The organism is Streptomyces sp. NPDC001717, from assembly GCF_042892775.1.
GTDB lineage: Bacteria > Actinomycetota > Actinomycetes > Streptomycetales > Streptomycetaceae > Streptomyces.
This window is the reverse complement of the sequence record NZ_JBIAUK010000001.1, coordinates 720,611-738,782: the sequence shown is the minus strand read 5'-3', so window position 1 is coordinate 738,782 and position 18,172 is coordinate 720,611. Positions and strand designations below refer to the sequence as shown.

The following is an 18,172-nucleotide window of genomic DNA, read 5'->3' as shown; positions in this document are numbered from 1 at the left end:
AAACCCGAAATCCGGACAAACGGATAGGAGACAGACACGTGCGAAACGGACGGTTGATCCATCTTCCGGAGTGTCACGGTCGCTATACGGACACCGCGGACACTGGAACGCAACAATCCGGTTGACAAACGCCAACAGCCCCTCCCCACGAAACGTGGTGGAGGGGCTGTTCGGTGACGCCTCGGCCCGTCAGGACCGACGTGCCGTTACTTCGCGGACTTGGCGCGCGAAGCGGTGCGCGAGCGCTCCTTCTGGTCCAGGACGACCTTGCGGATGCGGACGGCCTCGGGGGTCACCTCGACGCACTCGTCGTCGCGGCAGAACTCCAGGGACTGCTCCAGCGAGAGCTTACGGGGCGGGACGATCGCCTCGAAGGTGTCCGCGGAGGAGGAGCGCATGTTCGTGAGCTTCTTCTCCTTGGTGATGTTCACGTCCATGTCGTCGGCGCGGGAGTTCTCGCCGACGATCATGCCCTCGTACACCTCGGTGCCGGGGTCGGTGAACAGGACACCGCGCTCCTGGAGGTTGGTCATCGCGAACGCGGTGACCGCACCGGCGCGGTCGGCGACCAGGGAGCCGTTGTTGCGGGTGACCAGCTGGCCGAACCACGGCTCGTGGCCCTCGTGGATCGAGTGGCCGATGCCGGTGCCGCGGGTCTGGGTCAGGAACTCCGTACGGAAGCCGATGAGGCCGCGGGACGGAACGACGAACTCCATGCGGACCCAGCCGGAGCCGTGGTTCGACATGTTGTCCATGCGGCCCTTGCGGACACCCATGAGCTGCGTGACGGCGCCCATGTGCTCCTCGGGCACGTCGATCGTCATGCGCTCGACCGGCTCGTGGACCTTGCCGTCGACCTCGCGGGTGACGACCTGCGGCTTGCCGATGGTCAGCTCGAAGCCCTCGCGGCGCATCTGCTCGACCAGGATGGCGAGCGCGAGCTCACCACGGCCCTGGACCTCCCAGGCGTCCGGACGCTCGGTGTCGAGGACGCGCAGCGAGACGTTACCGATCAGCTCGCGGTCCAGACGGTCCTTGACCTGGCGGGCGGTGACCTTGCGGTCCTTGACCGCGGCCTTGGCGTCCGCGCCCTTGCCGGAGCCGCCGCGGCCGACCATCGGGGAGGTGTTGGTGCCGATGACCATGGAGATGGCCGGCTCGTCCACCGTGATCAGCGGCAGCGCGATCGGGTTCTCCGGGTCGGCCAGGGTCTCACCGATCATGATCTCGGGGATACCGGCGACCGCGCAGATGTCACCGGGGCCGGCGACCTCGGCGGGCTTGCGGGTGAGTGCCTCGGTCATCATCAGCTCGGTGATGCGGACGTTCGAGATCGTGCCGTCACGCTTGATCCACGCGACCGTCTGACCCTTGCGCAGCTCGCCCTGCTCGACGCGGAGCAGCGCGATGCGGCCGAGGAAGTTGTCGGCGTCCAGGTTGGTGACGTGGGCCTGGAGGGGGGCCTCTTCGTCGTAGGTCGGGGCCGGGACGTGCTCCAGGATGGTGGAGAAGAACGGCTCCAGGTTCTCGCTGTCGGCGGGGACGGTGCCGTCCTCCGGCTTGGTCAGCGAGGCGATGCCGTCACGGCCGCAGGCGTAGACGATCGGGAACTCGATCTGGTCCTCGTCGGCGTCCAGGTCCAGGAACAGGTCGTACGTCTCGTTGACGACCTCGTCGATCCGGGAGTCCGGGCGGTCCGTCTTGTTGATGCAGAGGATGACCGGCTTGCGCTGCTGGAGGGCCTTGCGGAGCACGAAGCGGGTCTGGGGCAGCGGACCCTCGGAGGCGTCCACCAGCAGGACGACGGCGTCCACCATCGACAGACCGCGCTCGACCTCACCACCGAAGTCGGCGTGGCCGGGGGTGTCGATGATGTTGATCGTGATCGGGGCCCCGCCGTCCTTGGGGTGGTACTTCACCGCCGTGTTCTTGGCGAGGATCGTGATGCCCTTCTCACGCTCCAGGTCGTTCGAGTCCATCATGCGGTCGTCGAGCTGCTGGTGGGCGGCGAAGGCACCGGCCTGCTTGAGCATGGCATCGACGATGGTCGTCTTGCCATGGTCGACGTGGGCGACGATGGCGACGTTACGGATGTCGTGGCGCGTGGGCACTTCGGCGCTTCTCCCGGGATAAGTGGATGGCGTCGCGTACGGTCCGGCACGCTCGCCTCGGCCGGGCGAAAACCTGCCACGGCCTTACCCCATGGTACGTCGCGCAGCGGGAACCGCCTGCCGGGGGGTCTGTCAAGAGGCCGGACGCATGAGCGCGGCCGAGTGCGGGGTGGGGTGCCTCGGCCGCCGGTCCTGCCGGTAATCACGCGGGTCAACGGGCAGATCAGTGGGTGTGCCAAGACCTTGCCCGCCGGGGATCCGGCGGGCAAGGGACTTGAGTCACATCTGAGGTTGCCACCCTCCGGTCAACCGGACAGGCACCTTTTTGTCACCACTTCTTGGGCCGGCCTTCGTGGACCGCGCTTGGTGGGCCGGGTCACTTCTTCTTGTCCTTGGCGGTCGGCGGCTTCTTCCAGCCGATGTCCTGGAAGCGGGGTGCGCCGAGACCGAAGGCACCGGCGTTGACCAGGCCCGGCTTGACCGCCACCAGCTCGGGGCGCTGGTAGAGCGGGATGGAGCCGGCCGCGGCCCAGATCCGGGCGTCCGCCTTGCGGATCAGGTCGCGGGACTCGTCCTCGTCCAGGGAACCGAGCGCCTGGTCGAAGAGCTGGTCGATCTGGTCGGTGCCGACCCGGGTGTAGTTCTGTTCGACGAGCAGCGAGCCGTCCGCGGCCGGCTCCGGCTTGGCGAAGATGGGTCGGGCGTCGGTGGCGGGGTAGGCGGTGGCCGGCCAGGAGTAGAGGGCCAGGTCGTACTGACCGGACGCGATGTGGTCCTTGAAGAAGCTCTCGTCGGCGACCTTGGTGATCTCGGTGTTCACGCCGATCTTCCGGAGCTCCTGGGAGATCCGCTCGCCCACCGTGCGCAGGGACTCCGAGCCCGCGCCCGCCGGGACCACGAAGCGCAGGGTCAGCGGCTTGCCGTCCTTGGCCAGCACGGAGCCGGAATTGCGCACGGCCTGCTTGGCCGGGGCCGGGGAGCCCTGGGCCGGGGGCTCGGCGGCCTCCGCGTCACGGGCCGGGCCGCGCTTGCCGTCCTCGACGGCGGTCATCCCGGCGGCCTGGGCGAGCAGGGACTTCTCCTGCTGGGCCCGGAAGGGGGCGGGGGCCAGCACCGGGGAGGGCCGGACCCCGGCCGCGCCCGGGGCGAAGACGTCGGCGTCGACGATCTCCCCGTCGGGGCCGTACCCGGCGGCGTCCGCGGCCAGGGCTCCGTCGCCGCTGTGGCCCTCGGGGCCCTCGGGGCGGCTGCCGAGCGTGCCCTGGTGCTCCCGGCGGGCGGCGGAGGTGGTCACCGCCCGCAGGTCGGAGGCGGCCGAGTGGAGCTCGCCGTTGTTCTGGTCGTCCTGGCCCACGATGTAGAGGCCGTCGTTGCCGGTGCCCGGACCCGAGGCGGTCGAGGGCGTCGCGGGGGTCGCGGGGGTCTTGGAGTCGTCCTGCTTCTCGCTCTCGGGGCCGGCCTTGGCGCCGGCCGGCTCGGTGATCTTCCCGCCGAGGCGCCAGCCGGCGTCCGCGAGCAGGGCCTGGGCCGCCTTGGTGTCCAGGCCGCCGAGGGAGTCGCTGTTGTCCTCGTACGCCCGCTGCCCGGCCAGCGCCACGTGGCTGCCCACCGGCTTCGCGGGCAGGCCGAGCGGCTTGAGCACCAGCTCGGCGATCTGCTTGCGGTCCAGGGCCCGGGCGACCGCCCGGCGCACCCGCTCGTCGGCGAGCGGGCCGGAGGCCCCGTTCATGGCGAGCTGCGTGTAGGCGGGCTCCAGGGACTTGCGGACGGTGAAGGTCCGCAGGGCCGTCTGCTCACCGGCGTACCGTTTCACCGCCTCGGCGTGCTTCTGCCGGTTCTCCTTCTCGGCCGCGGCCTTGGCCTCGTCCGCGCCGAAGGCGTTCGCCCACGACAGGGTGGCCTGCGCCGGGGTCAGCGCCGCGGCCGGGCCGTGCGCCGGGGCCCCGCCGGCGCCGGTCTCGGCCGCGGTGCCCTCGGCGGGGGCGCCGTTGCCGGAGCCGCCCTTGCCGGCGGCCTCCTCGGCGGCGGCCTCCTTCTGGGCCAGGGCGATCCGGTCGGCGCCCGCCCGGTCGATCTCGGCCAGATCGAGCTTGCCCTCGGCCAGCGCCGCGGGCCGGTCCGCCCGGGGCACGGCCGTCAGCACCAGGGAGTCCAGCTTGGTCGGGGCTCCCCACCAGCGCGGGTTGCGGGTCAGGGCCACCGTGCCCGTCTTCTTGTCGACCGCGCCCAGCGCGAAGGGCCCGGCGGTCGCCTTGAGCGTGCCCCGGGCGCTCTCGTTGAAGGCGTCCGGGGTGCCCGTGACCTGCTTGGGGTAGAGCGGGGTGAACAGGGAGCGCCAGTCCGCGTACGGCTTGACGAAGGTGACCTTGACCTCCAGGTCGGTCTTGCCCCGTTCGATCTTCTCGATCCGCTCGTAGCCGGCGTTGCGGGCGGTCCAGTACGCCGAGTCCTTGCCGTTCAGGGCCCGCCACTGCGCCACGAAGTCCGCCGCGCCGATCTCGCGGCCGTCGCTCCACACGGCCTGCTGGTTCAGCTTGTACAGGACGACCTGCTTGGGCTCCCGCTCGACGACCTCGGCCTTCTCCAGGTAGTCGGGATTGGCCACCGGACGCCCCCTGGCGTCCAGGACGAACAGCTGCGGCAGCACCGCCCCGGCGATCCGGGTGGTGGTGGCGTCGGCATCGGCCTGGAAGGAGTTCAGGGTGTCCGGGATGCGGTCCACCGCCCAGCGCAGGGTTCCGCCGTCGGCGACCTGGTCGCGCTTGGTCGCGGCGATGTCCTGTCCGGCGGCGGCCGGGCCGCCCTCGTCGTCCCCCGCACCGCAGCCCGCGAGCAGCGGCAGCGCGAGGACTCCCGAGGTCAGCAGCGCCAAGGACCTGCGCCTTCTCTGGGACATGGGTGGTACCTCCGGGGGCGGGACGTGGGGGGACGCATGATCACGTTCGGCGGTATATGGAGCTGATCACACCGGTTGCCGAAAACCACTGAAATCGACATCCCGCCACACCCCTCGCACCGGCCCCTCGCCACGCCGCGAACCCCACCCGTGCGGACCAATGCGGTTTGCGCGCCGAAGGAGCGTTCGCCCGGCAGAGGGATGAGAATGGGGGGCAGGGAGGGGCGCACAGTTCACGCCTGCGCGCCCGCAATCGCTGCACGTCCCTTCACAACCGGGGACGCGAAGCGCGACACTCGCAGGCGCACATGAGCGTTGCCATTGCCACCGCACTCTGCGGAAGTGAGGTCACATCATGTCCCTGCAAGACGATCTGACCGCCGTACGACGCAACCTGGACGAGCTGACCCGCAAGGTCGAGCAGCTCGAGCAGCAGGCCCGGCGCCAGAAGCCCGGGAGTTCGACGCCGGCGACCGCTCCGGACCCGTCCCGCATGGTGACGGTCCCGGACACCCCGTACGACGCGACGCTGTGGCAGGACGTCGACGACGAGGGCCTCGGCGCCCGCGACCGCCGCGCCCCCTGACCACCCGCATCCCCCGCACACGACACCCCATCTGGCCCGGCCGCCCCGCGGCCGGGCCTCCTGGGCCACCCCTCATCACTCCACCCGGAGTCACCCTTGGCCACAGGCACGGAACCACCCCAGCAGCGGCGGCCCGCCGGCGTCCACGACGTCTCGCGGGCCGCGATCTCTGCCCGGCACCTGCGCACCGACCGGTGGTGGCTGGCCCCCGCCGGCACCGCGGCCGGGCTGCTCGCCTTCATCGTCTACTCGACGTGGCGGGCCTTCTCGAACGCCGACTACTACGCGGCCCCGTACGTCTCGCCCTTCTACTCCCCGTGTCTCGCGGAGAACTGCCAGGAGATGAGCGGCGGCCCGAACTGGGACCTCTTCGGCAGCTGGTGGGTCCTCTCCCCCGCCCTGCTGATCCTGATCTTCCCGCTCGGCTTCCGGCTGACCTGCTACTACTACCGCAAGGCCTACTACCGGGGCTTCTGGGCCTCGCCACCGGCCTGCGCCGTCGCGGAACCGCACGCGAAGTACACGGGCGAGACCCGCTTCCCGCTGATCCTGCAGAACGCGCACCGCTACTTCTTCTACACGGCGCTCCCGGTCGCGGGCATCCTCACCTACGACACCGCGCTGACCTTCCGCGACGAGAACCACGAGTGGGGCCACATGGGCCTCGGGACCGTGCTGTTCCTGGTCAACATCACGCTGATCTGGGCCTACACGCTGTCCTGCCACTCCTGCCGGCACATCATGGGCGGCCGCCTCAAGCACTTCTCCAAGCATCCGGTGCGCTACCGGCTGTGGGGCTGGGTCAGCCGGCTCAACACCCGCCACATGCAGCTCGCGTGGGCCTCCCTGATCAGCGTGGCCCTGTGCGACTTCTACGTGTACCTGCTCGCCACCGGCGCCTTCACAGACCCGAGGTTTTTCTGACATGGCTCAAGTCGACCGGCAGCAGTGGGACGTGGTCGTGGTCGGCGCGGGTGGCGCCGGGCTGCGGGCCGCGATCGAGGCGCGCGAGCGGGGCGCCCGTACGGCCGTGATCTGCAAGTCCCTGTTCGGCAAGGCCCACACGGTGATGGCGGAGGGCGGGATCGCCGCCTCCATGGCCAACGTCAACGAGCACGACAACTGGCAGGTGCACTTCCGCGACACCATGCGCGGGGGCAAGTTCCTCAACCAGTGGCGGATGGCCGAGCTGCACGCGAAGGAGGCCCCGGACCGGGTCTGGGAGCTGGAGACCTGGGGCGCGCTCTTCGACCGCACGCCCGACGGGAAGATCTCGCAGCGCAACTTCGGCGGGCACGAGTACCCGCGCCTCGCGCACGTGGGCGACCGTACGGGCCTGGAGCTGATCCGCACCCTCCAGCAGAAGGTCGTCCAGCTCCAGCAGGAGGACTTCAAGGAGTACGGGGACTACGAGGCCCGGCTCAAGGTCTTCCAGGAGTGCACGGTCACGCGGGTTTTGAAGGATCGCAGCCTGAAGGACGGAGAGAGGGTCTCGGGGACCTTCTGCTACGAACGCGAGTCCGGCCGCTTCTTCGTGCTGGAGGCCCCCGCGGTGGTCCTGGCCACGGGCGGCATCGGCAAGTCCTTCAAGACCACCTCGAACTCCTGGGAGTACACCGGCGACGGCCACGCACTGGCCCTGCTCGCGGGCGCGCCCCTGCTGAACATGGAGTTCGTGCAGTTCCACCCGACGGGCATGGTCTGGCCGCCCTCCGTGAAGGGCATCCTCGTCACGGAGTCGGTCCGCGGTGACGGCGGGGTGCTGCGCAACTCCGAGGGCAAGCGGTTCATGTTCGACTACGTCCCCGACGTGTTCAAGGAGAAGTACGCCGAGTCGGAGGAGGAGGGCGACCGCTGGTACGAGGACCCGGACAACAACCGGCGTCCGCCCGAGCTGCTGCCGCGCGACGAGGTGGCGCGGGCCATCAACTCGGAGGTGAAGGCGGGCCGCGGCTCTCCTCACGGCGGGGTCTTCCTCGACGTGTCGACGCGGATGCCCGCCGAGAAGATCAGGCGGCGGCTGCCGTCCATGTACCACCAGTTCAAGGAGCTGGCGGACGTGGACATCACGGCGGAGCCGATGGAGGTCGGCCCGACCTGCCATTACGTGATGGGCGGGATCGCCGTCGACTCCGAGAGCGCCGCCACCCTCGGCGTGCCCGGTCTCTTCGCGGCGGGCGAGGTCGCCGGCGGGATGCACGGCTCGAACCGGCTGGGCGGCAACTCCCTGTCCGACCTGCTGGTCTTCGGCCGCCGGGCCGGGCTGCACGCGGCGGAGCACGCCGCGGCCGCCGGTGACGCCCGCCCCACCGTCTCCCAGGAGGGCATCGACGCGGCGGCCGCCGAGGCGCTGGCCCCGTTCCACGCCGCCGACGGCGCGGAGAACCCGTACACGCTCCACCAGGAGCTCCAGACGACCATGAACGACCTGGTCGGCATCATCCGGCGGGCGGGCGAGATGTCCGAGGCCCTGGAGAAGCTGGCGGGCCTGCGCGAGCGGGCCTCCCGGGCCGGGGTGGAGGGGCACCGGCAGTTCAACCCGGGCTGGCACCTCGCGCTGGACCTGCGCAACATGCTGCTGGTCAGCGAGTGCGTGGCCCGCGCCGCCCTGGAACGCACCGAGAGCCGGGGCGGGCACACCCGCGAGGACTGCCCGACGATGGAGCGGAGCTGGCGCCCGGTGAACCTGCTGTGCCGGCCGGTCGACCCGGTGCCCGAGGATCCCGCGGCCGACCGGATCGAACTGACCCGGGTGCGCACCGAGCCCATCCGTCCCGACCTGCTCGGGCTCTTCGAGAAGGAAGAGCTGGCCAAGTACCTCGCCGAAGAGGAGCTCACCGAATGAGTACGTACGACGCGAGCTTCCGGGTCTGGCGGGGCGACGCGGAGGGCGGGGAACTGCGGGACTTCACCGTCGAGGTGCACGACGGGGAGGTGGTCCTCGACATCGTCCACCGGCTGCAGGCCACCCAGGTCTCGGACCTCGCCGTGCGCTGGAACTGCAAGGCCGGCAAGTGCGGCTCGTGCAGCGCGGAGATCAACGGCCGACCGCGGCTGATGTGCATGACGCGCATGTCGACCTTCGAGCGGTCCGAGACGATCACGATCACACCGCTGCGCGCCTTCCCGGTCGTCCGGGACCTGGTCACGGACGTGTCCTTCAACTACCGGAAGGCCAGGGAGGTCCCGGCCTTCGTGCCGCCGGAGGGGGTGGCCCCGGGGGCGTACCGGATGCAGCAGATCGACGTGGAGCGCTCGCAGGAGTTCCGCAAGTGCATCGAGTGCTTCCTGTGCCAGGACACCTGCCACGTGGTGCGTGACCACGAGGAGAACAAGCCCGCCTTCGCCGGCCCGCGCTTCCTGATGCGGGTGGCGGAGCTGGACATGCACCCCCTGGACGCGGCGGCGGAGGCGGGACTGGACCGCAAGCGCACCGCGCAGGAGGAACACGGGCTCGGCTACTGCAACATCACCAAGTGCTGCACGGAGGTCTGCCCCGAAGGCATCAAGATCACCGACAACGCGCTGATCCCGCTGAAGGAGCGGGCGGTGGACCGCAAGTACGACCCGCTGGTGTGGCTCGGCAGCAGGATCCGGCGGCGTTCCGATCCGCAGTAGCCTCCGCGAGGTACACAATGCCCCCTGGGAGAGCGTCGATTGACGTGATGTCAGGGGGCTTCGCGGTGCGTGTTGGGGATCAGCTGGGTGGCCGGTACCGACTGGACCGGCGGCTCGGGCAGGGCGGCATGGGCGAGGTGTGGCGCGGCCACGACCTGCAGCTGGGCCGGTCCGTCGCGGTCAAGGTGCTGCTGGAGGCGGCGAGGGGCGAGGAGTACGTCGCCCGGTTCCGGCGCGAGGCCACCATCGGGGCCCGGCTCCAGCACCCGGGGATCACGGTGGTGCACGACGTGGGGCAGGAGGACGGGCGGCTCTTCATCGTCATGGAGCTCCTGTCCGGCGAGGACCTCGGGAGCGTGCTGGCCCGCGAGCGGGGCGGGCTGCCGGTCGACACGGCTCTCGGCCTGGCCGCCCAGGCGGCGGAGGCCCTGGCCACCGCGCACGAGCAGGCCGTGGTGCACCGGGACCTGAAGCCCGCGAACCTCTTCCTGCTGCCCGGCGGCCGGATCAAGATCTGCGACTTCGGCATCGCGCACTCCGCCGACGCCACGGCGGGCTGGACCGTCACCGGGCAGGCGATGGGCACCATCCCCTACATGGCACCCGAGCAGTGCCTGGGCCGGCACGTGGACGCCCGCTGCGACCTGTACGCCCTGGGGTGCGTGCTGTACGCCCTCCTGAGCGGGGAGCCGCCGTTCGGCACGGACGGGTCCCCGTTCGTGCTGATGCGCCGGCACGTCGACGATCCGCCGCCACCGCTCGCCGTGGCCCCCGCGGTGGCCGGGCTGGTGCGGGCCCTGCTGGAGAAGGACCCGGCGGATCGGCCGGCGTCGGCGAAGGCCGTGGCCGACGCCCTGCGGGCGGTGGAGGGCGCGAGTACCGCCACCGCCACCGTCACCTCCACCGCCACCGCCCGGTACGTGCGGGAGGCGGTCGACGCCGGGACACCGGCCGGAGCGACCCGGTGGTCCAACCCGGTGAGGTCGGCCTCCCTGCGCCCGGCCGGGGACGGCGTGGCCTGGCGGACGGGGAACGAGGTGGGCTTCGTGCGGGCCGACTCCGGGACGCCCCTCTGGACGGCGGACGCGGACGCGGGGGTACGGGCGCCGGCACTGACCGGGCGGACCACGGTGGCCCTGGCGGCGGACCCCGCGGACGGCTCCGTGTTCGTCGCGGTGGAGCGGCGGGAGGGGCGGGGCGTCCGGCTGCTGGCGCGGGACCCGGCCGACGGGCGGGTGCGCTGGTGGCGGGACTTGCCCGAGGAGACGGCCGTGGGCCCTCTCGCGCACCAGGACTCCCTCGCGCCGTTCGTGGTGGCGGCGGGGCTCGTTCTGTACGGGGGCCGAACGGTGGTGAAGGCCCTGAGCGCGGCCTCGGGAGAGGAGGTCTGGAGCCGTCGTGGGCAGTACGACGACTCGCTGACGCTGGCCACGGGTCCGGACTCGCTGGTACTCGTGGAACGGAACCGGATGACGGGCCTGCAGTTGCGGAGCGGCGGGCTCCTGTGGTCGGGGCCGCCCGGCGCGGACGCCACGGTGGCGCCGGCGGGCCCGGACGTGCCCCTCGGGCCGGTCCACGTGTTGTCCGGAGGCAGGGTGCGCACCCTGCACCAGCGCGACGGCCGGACGCTGTGGCAGTTCGACCTCGGCATCCCGGCCCGGGGCCTCCTGGTCCAGCCGGGGGTGGTGTACGCGGCCGGGTCGTCCCAGAAGAGGCCGGGGGACGCGGTGTTCGCCATCGAGGCCGAGTCCGGCCGGCTGATCTGGCAGACGGACGTCCTCCGGCGGTACCACACCGAAAGATGTGTCCTCGACCTGCTCGGCATCCGCGGGGAACTGCTGTACGTGAAGTGTGCGCTGGCCGCCCCTCGTCAGAACAACGGGTCCGAGCACCCCTTCGTGACCGCGCTCGACCTCGCCACGGGTCGGCCGCGGTGGCGCTGGGATCACCCCTGGATCCGGCGCCACGACGCGGTCCTGCACGGGGATTCCGTCGTCCTCCCGGTGCCCGGGCTCACGGCGGTCGCCCTGCCGTGATCCCTCCGGGTGCGGAGCCGCGAAACGGCCCATACCCTCCCAAATGTGATCCCGCCGAAGAGCAAGCCCGCGAGCACGCCCACAAGCGAGATATCCGTACGGGCCCTGATCGTCCTGGCCGCCGCGCTGCTGGCCCTCGGCGGCTGGGGCGTGGTGCGGGCTCCGGTCGCGCGGGCGGAGGATCCCGTCACCCTTGCGCAGCAGGGGCAGATCACCGATCGCGTCGGCGCGCTGGGCGACCGGAAGGCGGCCGTGACCGCGGCGCTGGACAAGCTGTACGCGGACCGGAAGATCCAGCTCTTCGTCACCTACGTGCACGACTTCTCCGGGCGCTCCGCGCAGGGCTGGGCCGACGCCACCGCCGAGAAGAACGGCCTCGGACAGGACGACGTCCTGCTGGCCGTGGCCACCGGGGCCCGCCAGTACGCCTATTCGGCCGCCGTCGACTCCGGTTTCACCGAGCAGCAGCTCGCGGAGGTGGCGCGCACCGCCATCGAGCCGCCGCTCAGGCAGAACGACTGGGCAGGGGCGGCGATCGGTGCGGCAAACGGCTACGACGCGGTGCTCGGCGGGCAGCCCGTACCGACGCCGACCATCACCCCCGGCCCCGCCGACCCCGGGGGCGGGGAGAGCGGCGCGAGCGGCGCCGGGGACTTCGTGCTCCCGGTGGTCGTGGTCGGCGCGGCCGGTGCGCTCGGGGTGTACGCGTACACCCGCCGCAAGCGCGGGACGTCGGGCCAGGCGGGCCGGGGGACGACGACCGGGCCGGGCTGGCCCGAGGGTGCGCCGGACCGGCTCCCGCTGCCGGAACTGGACGGCCGTGCCAAGGCGCTGTTGGTGGAGACCGACGACGCGGTCCGTACGAGCACCGAGGAACTCGGCTTCGCCTCGGCCCAGTTCGGCGACGAGGCGGTCGGCCCCTTCACGGAGGCCGTTCAGTACGCGAAGGGCGAGCTGACCAGCGCCTTCCGGCTGCGCCAGCAGCTCGACGACGCGTACCCGGAGGACGACGCGACCCGGCGGCGGATGCTCGACGAGATCGTCGCCCGCTGCACCGAGGCGAACCGGCGGCTGGACGCCGAGTCGGCGGACTTCGACCGGCTGCGGGACCTGGAGAAGAACGCCCCGCAGGCCCTGGCGACGGTGGAGGAGCACTACCTGAACCTGACCGGGCGCACCGTCACCGCCGAGGCGACGCTGACCGCGCTGACGCGGCGGTACGCGGACTCGGCGTCCGCGCCCGTGGCCTCCAACGCCGAACAGGCCAAGGACCGGCAGGTGTTCGCGGCGACCAACCTGGGCCTGGCCCACGCGGCCCTCGACGCGGGCGACAACGGCAAGGCGGCCGTGCACATCAGGGCCGCCGAGGGCGCGGTCGACCAGGCGGCGACCCTCGTCGACGCGGTCGAGCGGCGGGCGCAGGAGCTGGCGGAGGCGGCCGGGAAGCTGCCGGGCGCGCTGAGCGAGACGGAGACCGACCTGGCGGACGCGCGCGGGCTGCTGTCCGGCACCGCGGAGGGCACGTCCACGGCCGACCTGCGCGGCCGGATCGGCCGGGCGGAGGCCGTACTGGCCGACGTGCACAAGGAGCAGGAGGCCGGCCGGTACGACCCGATCGACGCGCTGCGCCGGATCGAGGAGGCCGACGCGGCCCTCGACGCGGCGTTGGCCGGGGCGCGGGAGCGGGAGTCGGGCCGGCAGCGGGCGGCGGCCCTGCTCGACCAGGCCATGCTCTCGGCCCGCAGCGCGATCGGCGCGGCGACGGACTACGTCACCACCACCCGGGGCGCGGTCGGCAGCCGGGCCCGCACCCGGCTGGCGGAGGCGGGCCGGCACCTGGAGCGGGCCTCGGCCCTGGCCCCGTCGGACCCGGCGGGGGCGCTGGCGGAGGCGCAGCAGGCGGACTCACTGGCCCGGCAGGCGCAGGAGCTCGCGGAGGCGGACGTACGGGCGTACCAGGATCCGTACGCGGGCCGCCCCGGCGGGGGCGGCGGCAGGGGCGGCGCGGTGCTCGGCGGGATCATCCTCGGCGAGATCCTGCGGGGCGGGGGCGGGGGCTTCGGCGGCGGGGGCGGGGGCGGGGGTTTCGGCGGCTTCGGCGGCGGGGGCAACGGCCCGGGCTCCTTCGGCGGCGGCGGGACCCGCGGCCGCATGGGCGGCGGTGGCCGCTTCTGACCTCGCGTTCGGCACCGGCAAAGGACCATCACCCTCAGCCAGGAGAGAACCAGATGAGCAAGCAGACCATCCTCGGCCGCGTCACCCAGCTCGCCAAGGCCAACATCAACGCCCTGCTGGACCAGGCCGAGGACCCGCAGAAGATGCTGGACCAGCTGATCCGCGACTACACGAACAACATCTCGGAGGCGGAGCAGGCCGTCGCGACGACGATCGGCAACCTCCGGATGCTGGAGGCGGACCACGCGGAGGACGTGGGTGCCGCCGCCGAGTGGGGCGCCAAGGCCCTCGCGGCGAGCAAGAAGGCCGACGAACTGCGGGCCGGGGGCGCGGCGGCGGACGCCGACAAGTTCGACAACCTCGCGAAGGTGGCGCTGGGCCGGCAGATCCAGTCGGAGAAGGAGGCGAAGACCGCGGAGCCGACGATCGCCGCCCAGACGGAGGTCGTGGACAAGCTCAAGGCGGGCCTGGACTCGATGAAGAACAAGCTGACGGAGCTCCAGGCGAAGCGGGACGAGCTGGTGGCGCGGGCCAGGACCGCGCAGGCGCAGAACACGATGATGGACGCGGTGAAGAACATCGACGTGATGGACCCGACGAGCGATCTGCACCGCTTCGAGGAGAAGGTGCGGCGGGAGGAGGCGATGGCGTTGGGCAAGCAGGAACTGGCCGCGTCCTCCCTGGACGCGCAGTTCGAGTCCCTGGAGGACCTGGGCAAGACGTCGGAGATCGAGGCCAGGCTCGCTGCACTCAAGCAGTCCCGAGCGGCCTGACCCTCCCGGTGGGGGCGGGGCCGCCGCTGCGCGGGGCCCGTCCCCTACCGTCCCCCAGACTCCGTCCGGGGGACCCCTCTTCCACCGTTCCCGGGGGCAGCGCCCCGGCAGCGGCGGTCAGCCACGGGGACCGGCCAGGCGGACGGCGGCGGCCGTGCGGACCTCGGGGGACTCCATCGGGTCGTCCCGCAGGACCTCGATCCGGGCCACGTTCTCCCGGCCGCCCGGCGCCCGCGCGATGGCCGACAGCCGCGCCTCCTCCTCGCAGTCCCAAAGCGACTCGGTGTGCGTGTAATCCAGGCCGTCCGGGTCGATGGCGGCGAGCGCCTCCAGATAGGCGGGCCGTTCCCAGGAGTGCGGGGTGTGCAGCCAGAACCGCCGCAGCACCGGCACGGCCCCGGCCGCGTCCGGACCGAAGCGGGCAAGCTGCTTCGCGGTCCTGTCGGGGCCGCACCAGGTCCGCTCCCGCCACTGCTCCGCCAGTTCCGCCACGAGCTGCGGGATCACCTCGGGGCCGAGGTGATCGCGCAGTACGTCCGCCCCCAGCCCGGCCAACCACTCCCGCCCGTCCTGGGCCCACCTCCGCGCGGCGGGCACGGCGAGGGCGCCGAGACCCTCGACGGCGCGGGCGAGGACGGGCAGCGGTCGTCGGCCGTCCGAGGTGCCGAGCCCGGGCACGAGCGGGATCAGTCCTTCGTTCGGGGTACGTCGGGCAAGTTCGCGCAGCACGGCCACCTTGTCGCCGTCGGCACCACGGGGGTCGGCCAGCAGGCCGAGCAGTTGTTCGTCGCTCCGGTCACCGAAGTCCGCCGCGGGCAGGGCCCGGAAGACCTGCGTCTCGATCCCGAAGCGGATCCACGGCTCGCACGGCCATGGCGGCTGCGCTTCCCGGCCCATCCGGGACCGGGCGACCTCGCCCAGGTCCTCCCACCACTCGACGGGCCAGACGTCGGCGACCGATTCCAGTACGTCGATCCAGTGCGCGCCCTCCCGTACGTGGGCCCGCAGCCCGTCCCTCGCCTCCTCGGATCCCGCGACGGCGAGCAGTTCCAGCACTTCGATCGCGAGCACGCAGTCGCCCCCGTCTGCGGCCGTGAGCTGCGCCACCACCGGTGCGGGGGACAGCCCGAGGTCCCGGAGCAGTCGTGCGTGGTAGAGCGCGCGGTGGTCGCTCCCGTCCCAGCGCCAGTCCCGCCGGATCACCTCGTAGACGTGCGGCGCGGCCGCCGCCGGGTCCTGGACGGCCCGTACGGCGCCCAGGCCGCGGCCTCGCTGGAGCAGCCCGCGCAGCGAGTCGTGGTGGGCGTACGGGGTCGTGTCTTCGTCACTCATCGCCCCGTACCCTGCCCGCCGCGGCGCGGCACCCGCCACTCGTTATCCGTACATGTTCAGGAGCTGCTCCGCCGAGAGTTCCGCCACCGCCTCCGCCGTCGCCCCCGGCAGGGGGAGTTCGAACCACACCGTCTTGCCCCGGTGGGTCCGCCGCGTGCCCCAGCCCGCCGACAACAGGCCGACCAGTTGCAGGCCCCGGCCGCCCTCGTCCGTGTCGCGGGCCCGGCGCCGCCTGGGTTGGACCAGGTTCGCGTCCCAGACCTCGCACACCAGGGTGCGGTCGAGGAGCAGGCGGAGTCTGATCTCGCCCTCTCCGTAGCGCAGGGCGTTGGTGACGAGTTCACTGACCAGGAGTTCGGTGGTGTCCAGCAGACCCTCCAGGCCCCACGCCGGCAGTTTCGCCCGGGCCAGTTCCCGGGCGCGGCCCACCGAGCGGGCCTCCCTCGGCAGCTGCCAGTCGCCGACGGCGTCGATCGGCAGGCCCTGCACCCGAGCCATGAGGAGGGCGATGTCGTCCTCGCCGTGCCGGGTGTCGAGGGTGTTCAGGACGTGGTCGCAGACGTCCTCCAGCGGGCGGACCGGGTCGGCGAGGGCCTCGCGCAGGCCCCGCAGGCCCTCCTCCAGGGGGTGGTCGCGGGATTCGACCAGGCCGTCGGTGTAGAGGGCCAACAACGCGCCCTCGGGGAGTTCCACCTCGACCTCCTCGAAGGGCTCGCCGCCCACCCCGAGCGGCATGCCCGGCGGTACTTCCAGCAGCAGCGCCGGCCTCGGCTTGCCGGCCTCGTCCGGGGGCTCCACCAGCACCGGCGGCATGTGGCCCGCGTTGGCGATGGTGCAGCGCCGGGTCACCGGGTCGTAGACGGCGTACACGCAGGTGGCGAGGTACACCTCGGAGCGGTCGGCGTCCCGCGAGTGCAGCGCGGCACGGGAGGCCTGCTGGGATCCGCCGGGGGCGCCGAGGCCGCGCGCGATCTCGTCGAGCGCTGCCAGCACCTCCGCCGGTTCGAGGTCCAGCAGCGCGAGGGTCCGTACGGCGGTCCGCAGTTCGCCCATCGCGACCGCGGCCCGCAGGCCGCGGCCCATGACGTCGCCGACGACGAGCGCGGTGCGGTGGCCGGGCAGTTCGATGACGTCGAACCAGTCCCCGCCGACCTCGGTGGCCGCGTTGCCGGGCAGGTAGCGGCAGGCGATGTCCAGGCCGGCGGCCTCCGGGTCGCCGGGGGGCAGCAGGCTGCGCTGGAGTATCAACGCCCGCTCGTGCTCGCGCCGGTAGAGCCGTGCGTTGTCTATGCACACGGCGGCCCGGGCGGCGAGTTCCACCGCGACCGCCCGGTCCCGTTCGCCGAAGGGTTCGCTGCCCTTGGTACGGGAGAACTGCGCGAGCCCGACCACCGTGTCGTGGGCGACCAGCGGCACGACCAGCGTGGACTGCACGAGGTCGTCCGCCCCGCCGCCCTCGATCAGCCGGGGCCGCGCGGTGCGCAGGGCGAGCGCGCCCGGCGAGGCCGCCGGGTAGCGGTGGATCTCCCCCACGGAGACCAGCGCGCCCGGCCCGGACAGCGGCGCGTCCGAGACCGCCGAGGCGAAGGCGACCCGGCGCAGGGCCGCGGACGGGGCACGGCCCGGCCCCTGGCCGGGCAGGCTGGGCACGCCGGGGCCCTGCGGCCGGGCGGGGCGGTCGTCGTCGCCGAGCAGCAGCGCCTGGTAGAGGTCGACGGCGGCCAGGTCGCAGAAGCCGGGGACGGTGACGTCGAGGAGTTCGCGGGCGGTGGTCTCCAGGTCGAGGGAGTTGCCGATGCGGTGCCCGGCCTCGTTGAGCAGGGCGAGGTTGCGGCGTACTCCGGCGGCCTCGCGGGCCGCGAGGTGGCGGCGGGTGACGTCGGTGCCGATGCCGGCGACCCCGATGGGCCGGCCGCTGCCGCCGTGCACCCGGTAGAGGTTGATGGACCAGTGGCGGTTCTCCCGGCTGCCGGGGGCCGCTCCGGTGATCCGCAGGTCGGTGACGGAGTCCCCCGTCTCCAGGACGCGGCGCAGTGCCTCGGCCATCCGGTCGGCCTCGTCGCGGGGCAGGTAGTCGTGGACGGTCCGGCCCCGGTGCTCCTCGGCCGCGCCCCCGAAGACGGTGGCGAAGCGGCGGTTGGCGCGCTGCACGGTGAGGTCGGTGCCGAAGAGGAGGAAACCGAAAGGAGATTGGCCGAAAATCGCCTGAGAAGCCGCAAGATCGGATTCGATGCGCCGCAGCGCGCGTACGTCCACGACGACGCACAGCGCGGCCCGCTCGTCGGTTTCGGTCTGGGTCGGCATCACGTAGATCTCCGCGACCCCGTGTGCGCCGCCGCCGCCCGGGATCCGGAACGGGATCAGGCCGGTCCACTCTTTGCCGTCGAGGATTTCGGACACCCTGCGGTGGGCGTCGGCCCGGAGCTCGGGCGGCATGAAGGCGTCGACCGGGTCCCGGCCGACGGCCTGGGAAGCGGGCAGCCCGAAGAGTTCCTCGGCACGCAGGCTCCACTGTTCGATGAGCCCGTCCGGCCCGATCGAGAACGATGCGACCTTTATGTAGTCATATATCGAGCCAGGTGGACTGCTGTGCCACAGGGCGTCGTGCCATGTCTCGCGAGGCATGTTGGTCTGATGTGCCTGCG

At 72.4% G+C, this 18,172-nt stretch carries 11 protein-coding genes; 7 read left to right on the top strand and 4 right to left on the bottom strand.

All coding sequences use genetic code 11. The annotated features are described in order from the left end of the window. Nucleotides 1-206: 206 nt before the first annotated feature. Both typA and ACFYZL_RS03550 read right to left on the bottom strand, forming a co-directional pair. Nucleotides 207-2,111: a translational GTPase TypA gene (gene typA, locus ACFYZL_RS03555; RefSeq protein WP_384744436.1), complete on the bottom strand. Its 1,905-nt coding sequence runs from the start codon at nucleotides 2,109-2,111 to the stop codon at nucleotides 207-209. A 376-nt stretch (nucleotides 2,112-2,487) separates the two neighbouring features. Further along, a complete protein-coding gene (locus tag ACFYZL_RS03550; protein WP_384744434.1) occupies nucleotides 2,488-5,007 on the bottom strand; it encodes an ABC transporter family substrate-binding protein in 2,520 nt (839 codons plus the stop codon). 355 nt (nucleotides 5,008-5,362) lie between these two features. Here ACFYZL_RS03550 and ACFYZL_RS03545 point away from each other — a divergent pair, with 355 nt between their 5' ends. The 7 genes from ACFYZL_RS03545 to ACFYZL_RS03515 all read left to right on the top strand — a co-directional run bounded on the left by ACFYZL_RS03545 (nucleotide 5,363) and on the right by ACFYZL_RS03515 (nucleotide 14,195). Continuing rightward, nucleotides 5,363-5,593 (top strand): hypothetical protein, encoded by a 231-nt coding sequence (locus ACFYZL_RS03545; RefSeq protein ID WP_384744433.1) that lies wholly within the window; start codon nucleotides 5,363-5,365, stop codon nucleotides 5,591-5,593. Nucleotides 5,594-5,689: 96 nt separating this feature from the next. Beyond that, complete coding sequence (locus ACFYZL_RS03540; RefSeq protein WP_384744431.1) at nucleotides 5,690-6,517, top strand: hypothetical protein; 828 nt, start codon at nucleotides 5,690-5,692, stop codon at nucleotides 6,515-6,517. A 1-nt stretch (nucleotide 6,518) separates the two neighbouring features. Beyond that, on the top strand, nucleotides 6,519-8,438 hold the full coding sequence (locus ACFYZL_RS03535) for a fumarate reductase/succinate dehydrogenase flavoprotein subunit (RefSeq protein WP_388675620.1): 1,920 nt from the start codon (nucleotides 6,519-6,521) through the stop codon (nucleotides 8,436-8,438). Further along, the gene (locus ACFYZL_RS03530) at nucleotides 8,435-9,211 is read left to right on the top strand and encodes a succinate dehydrogenase/fumarate reductase iron-sulfur subunit (protein WP_388675617.1); all 777 of its coding nucleotides are present in this window, start codon (nucleotides 8,435-8,437) and stop codon (nucleotides 9,209-9,211) included. Before ACFYZL_RS03535 ends, ACFYZL_RS03530 begins: the two co-directional genes overlap by 4 nt. A gap of 65 nt (nucleotides 9,212-9,276) precedes the next feature. After that, entirely contained in the window at nucleotides 9,277-11,247 is a 1,971-nt protein-coding gene (locus ACFYZL_RS03525) for a protein kinase (protein WP_388675614.1), read from the top strand. A gap of 90 nt (nucleotides 11,248-11,337) precedes the next feature. After that, a complete protein-coding gene (locus ACFYZL_RS03520) occupies nucleotides 11,338-13,422 on the top strand; it encodes a TPM domain-containing protein (RefSeq protein ID WP_388675875.1) in 2,085 nt (694 codons plus the stop codon). 53 nt (nucleotides 13,423-13,475) lie between these two features. Continuing rightward, complete coding sequence (locus tag ACFYZL_RS03515; RefSeq protein WP_384744425.1) at nucleotides 13,476-14,195, top strand: PspA/IM30 family protein; 720 nt, start codon at nucleotides 13,476-13,478, stop codon at nucleotides 14,193-14,195. A 117-nt stretch (nucleotides 14,196-14,312) separates the two neighbouring features. Here the strand turns inward: ACFYZL_RS03515 and ACFYZL_RS03510 are convergent, their stop codons facing one another. Together ACFYZL_RS03510 and ACFYZL_RS03505 are read right to left on the bottom strand one after the other, a co-directional pair. Then, nucleotides 14,313-15,527, bottom strand: a complete 1,215-nt coding sequence (locus tag ACFYZL_RS03510; RefSeq protein ID WP_384744424.1) for a hypothetical protein — start codon at nucleotides 15,525-15,527, stop codon at nucleotides 14,313-14,315. A 42-nt stretch (nucleotides 15,528-15,569) separates the two neighbouring features. Beyond that, nucleotides 15,570-18,152: a SpoIIE family protein phosphatase gene (locus ACFYZL_RS03505; protein ID WP_388675872.1), complete on the bottom strand. Its 2,583-nt coding sequence runs from the start codon at nucleotides 18,150-18,152 to the stop codon at nucleotides 15,570-15,572. Between the last annotated feature and the right edge of the window lie 20 nt (nucleotides 18,153-18,172).

Bases quoted from the DNA above. Each gene is read 5' to 3' on its own strand.
- ACFYZL_RS03530 (WP_388675617.1), top strand. From the start codon at position 8,435: ATGAGTACGTACGACGCGAGCTTCCGGGTCTGGCGGGGCGACGCGGAG.
- ACFYZL_RS03510 (WP_384744424.1), bottom strand. From the start codon at position 15,527: ATGAGTGACGAAGACACGACCCCGTACGCCCACCACGACTCGCTGCGC.
- ACFYZL_RS03545 (WP_384744433.1), top strand. From the start codon at position 5,363: ATGTCCCTGCAAGACGATCTGACCGCCGTACGACGCAACCTGGACGAG.
- ACFYZL_RS03535 (WP_388675620.1), top strand. From the start codon at position 6,519: ATGGCTCAAGTCGACCGGCAGCAGTGGGACGTGGTCGTGGTCGGCGCG.
- ACFYZL_RS03515 (WP_384744425.1), top strand. From the start codon at position 13,476: ATGAGCAAGCAGACCATCCTCGGCCGCGTCACCCAGCTCGCCAAGGCC.
- ACFYZL_RS03505 (WP_388675872.1), bottom strand. From the start codon at position 18,152: ATGCCTCGCGAGACATGGCACGACGCCCTGTGGCACAGCAGTCCACCT.
- ACFYZL_RS03550 (WP_384744434.1), bottom strand. From the start codon at position 5,007: ATGTCCCAGAGAAGGCGCAGGTCCTTGGCGCTGCTGACCTCGGGAGTC.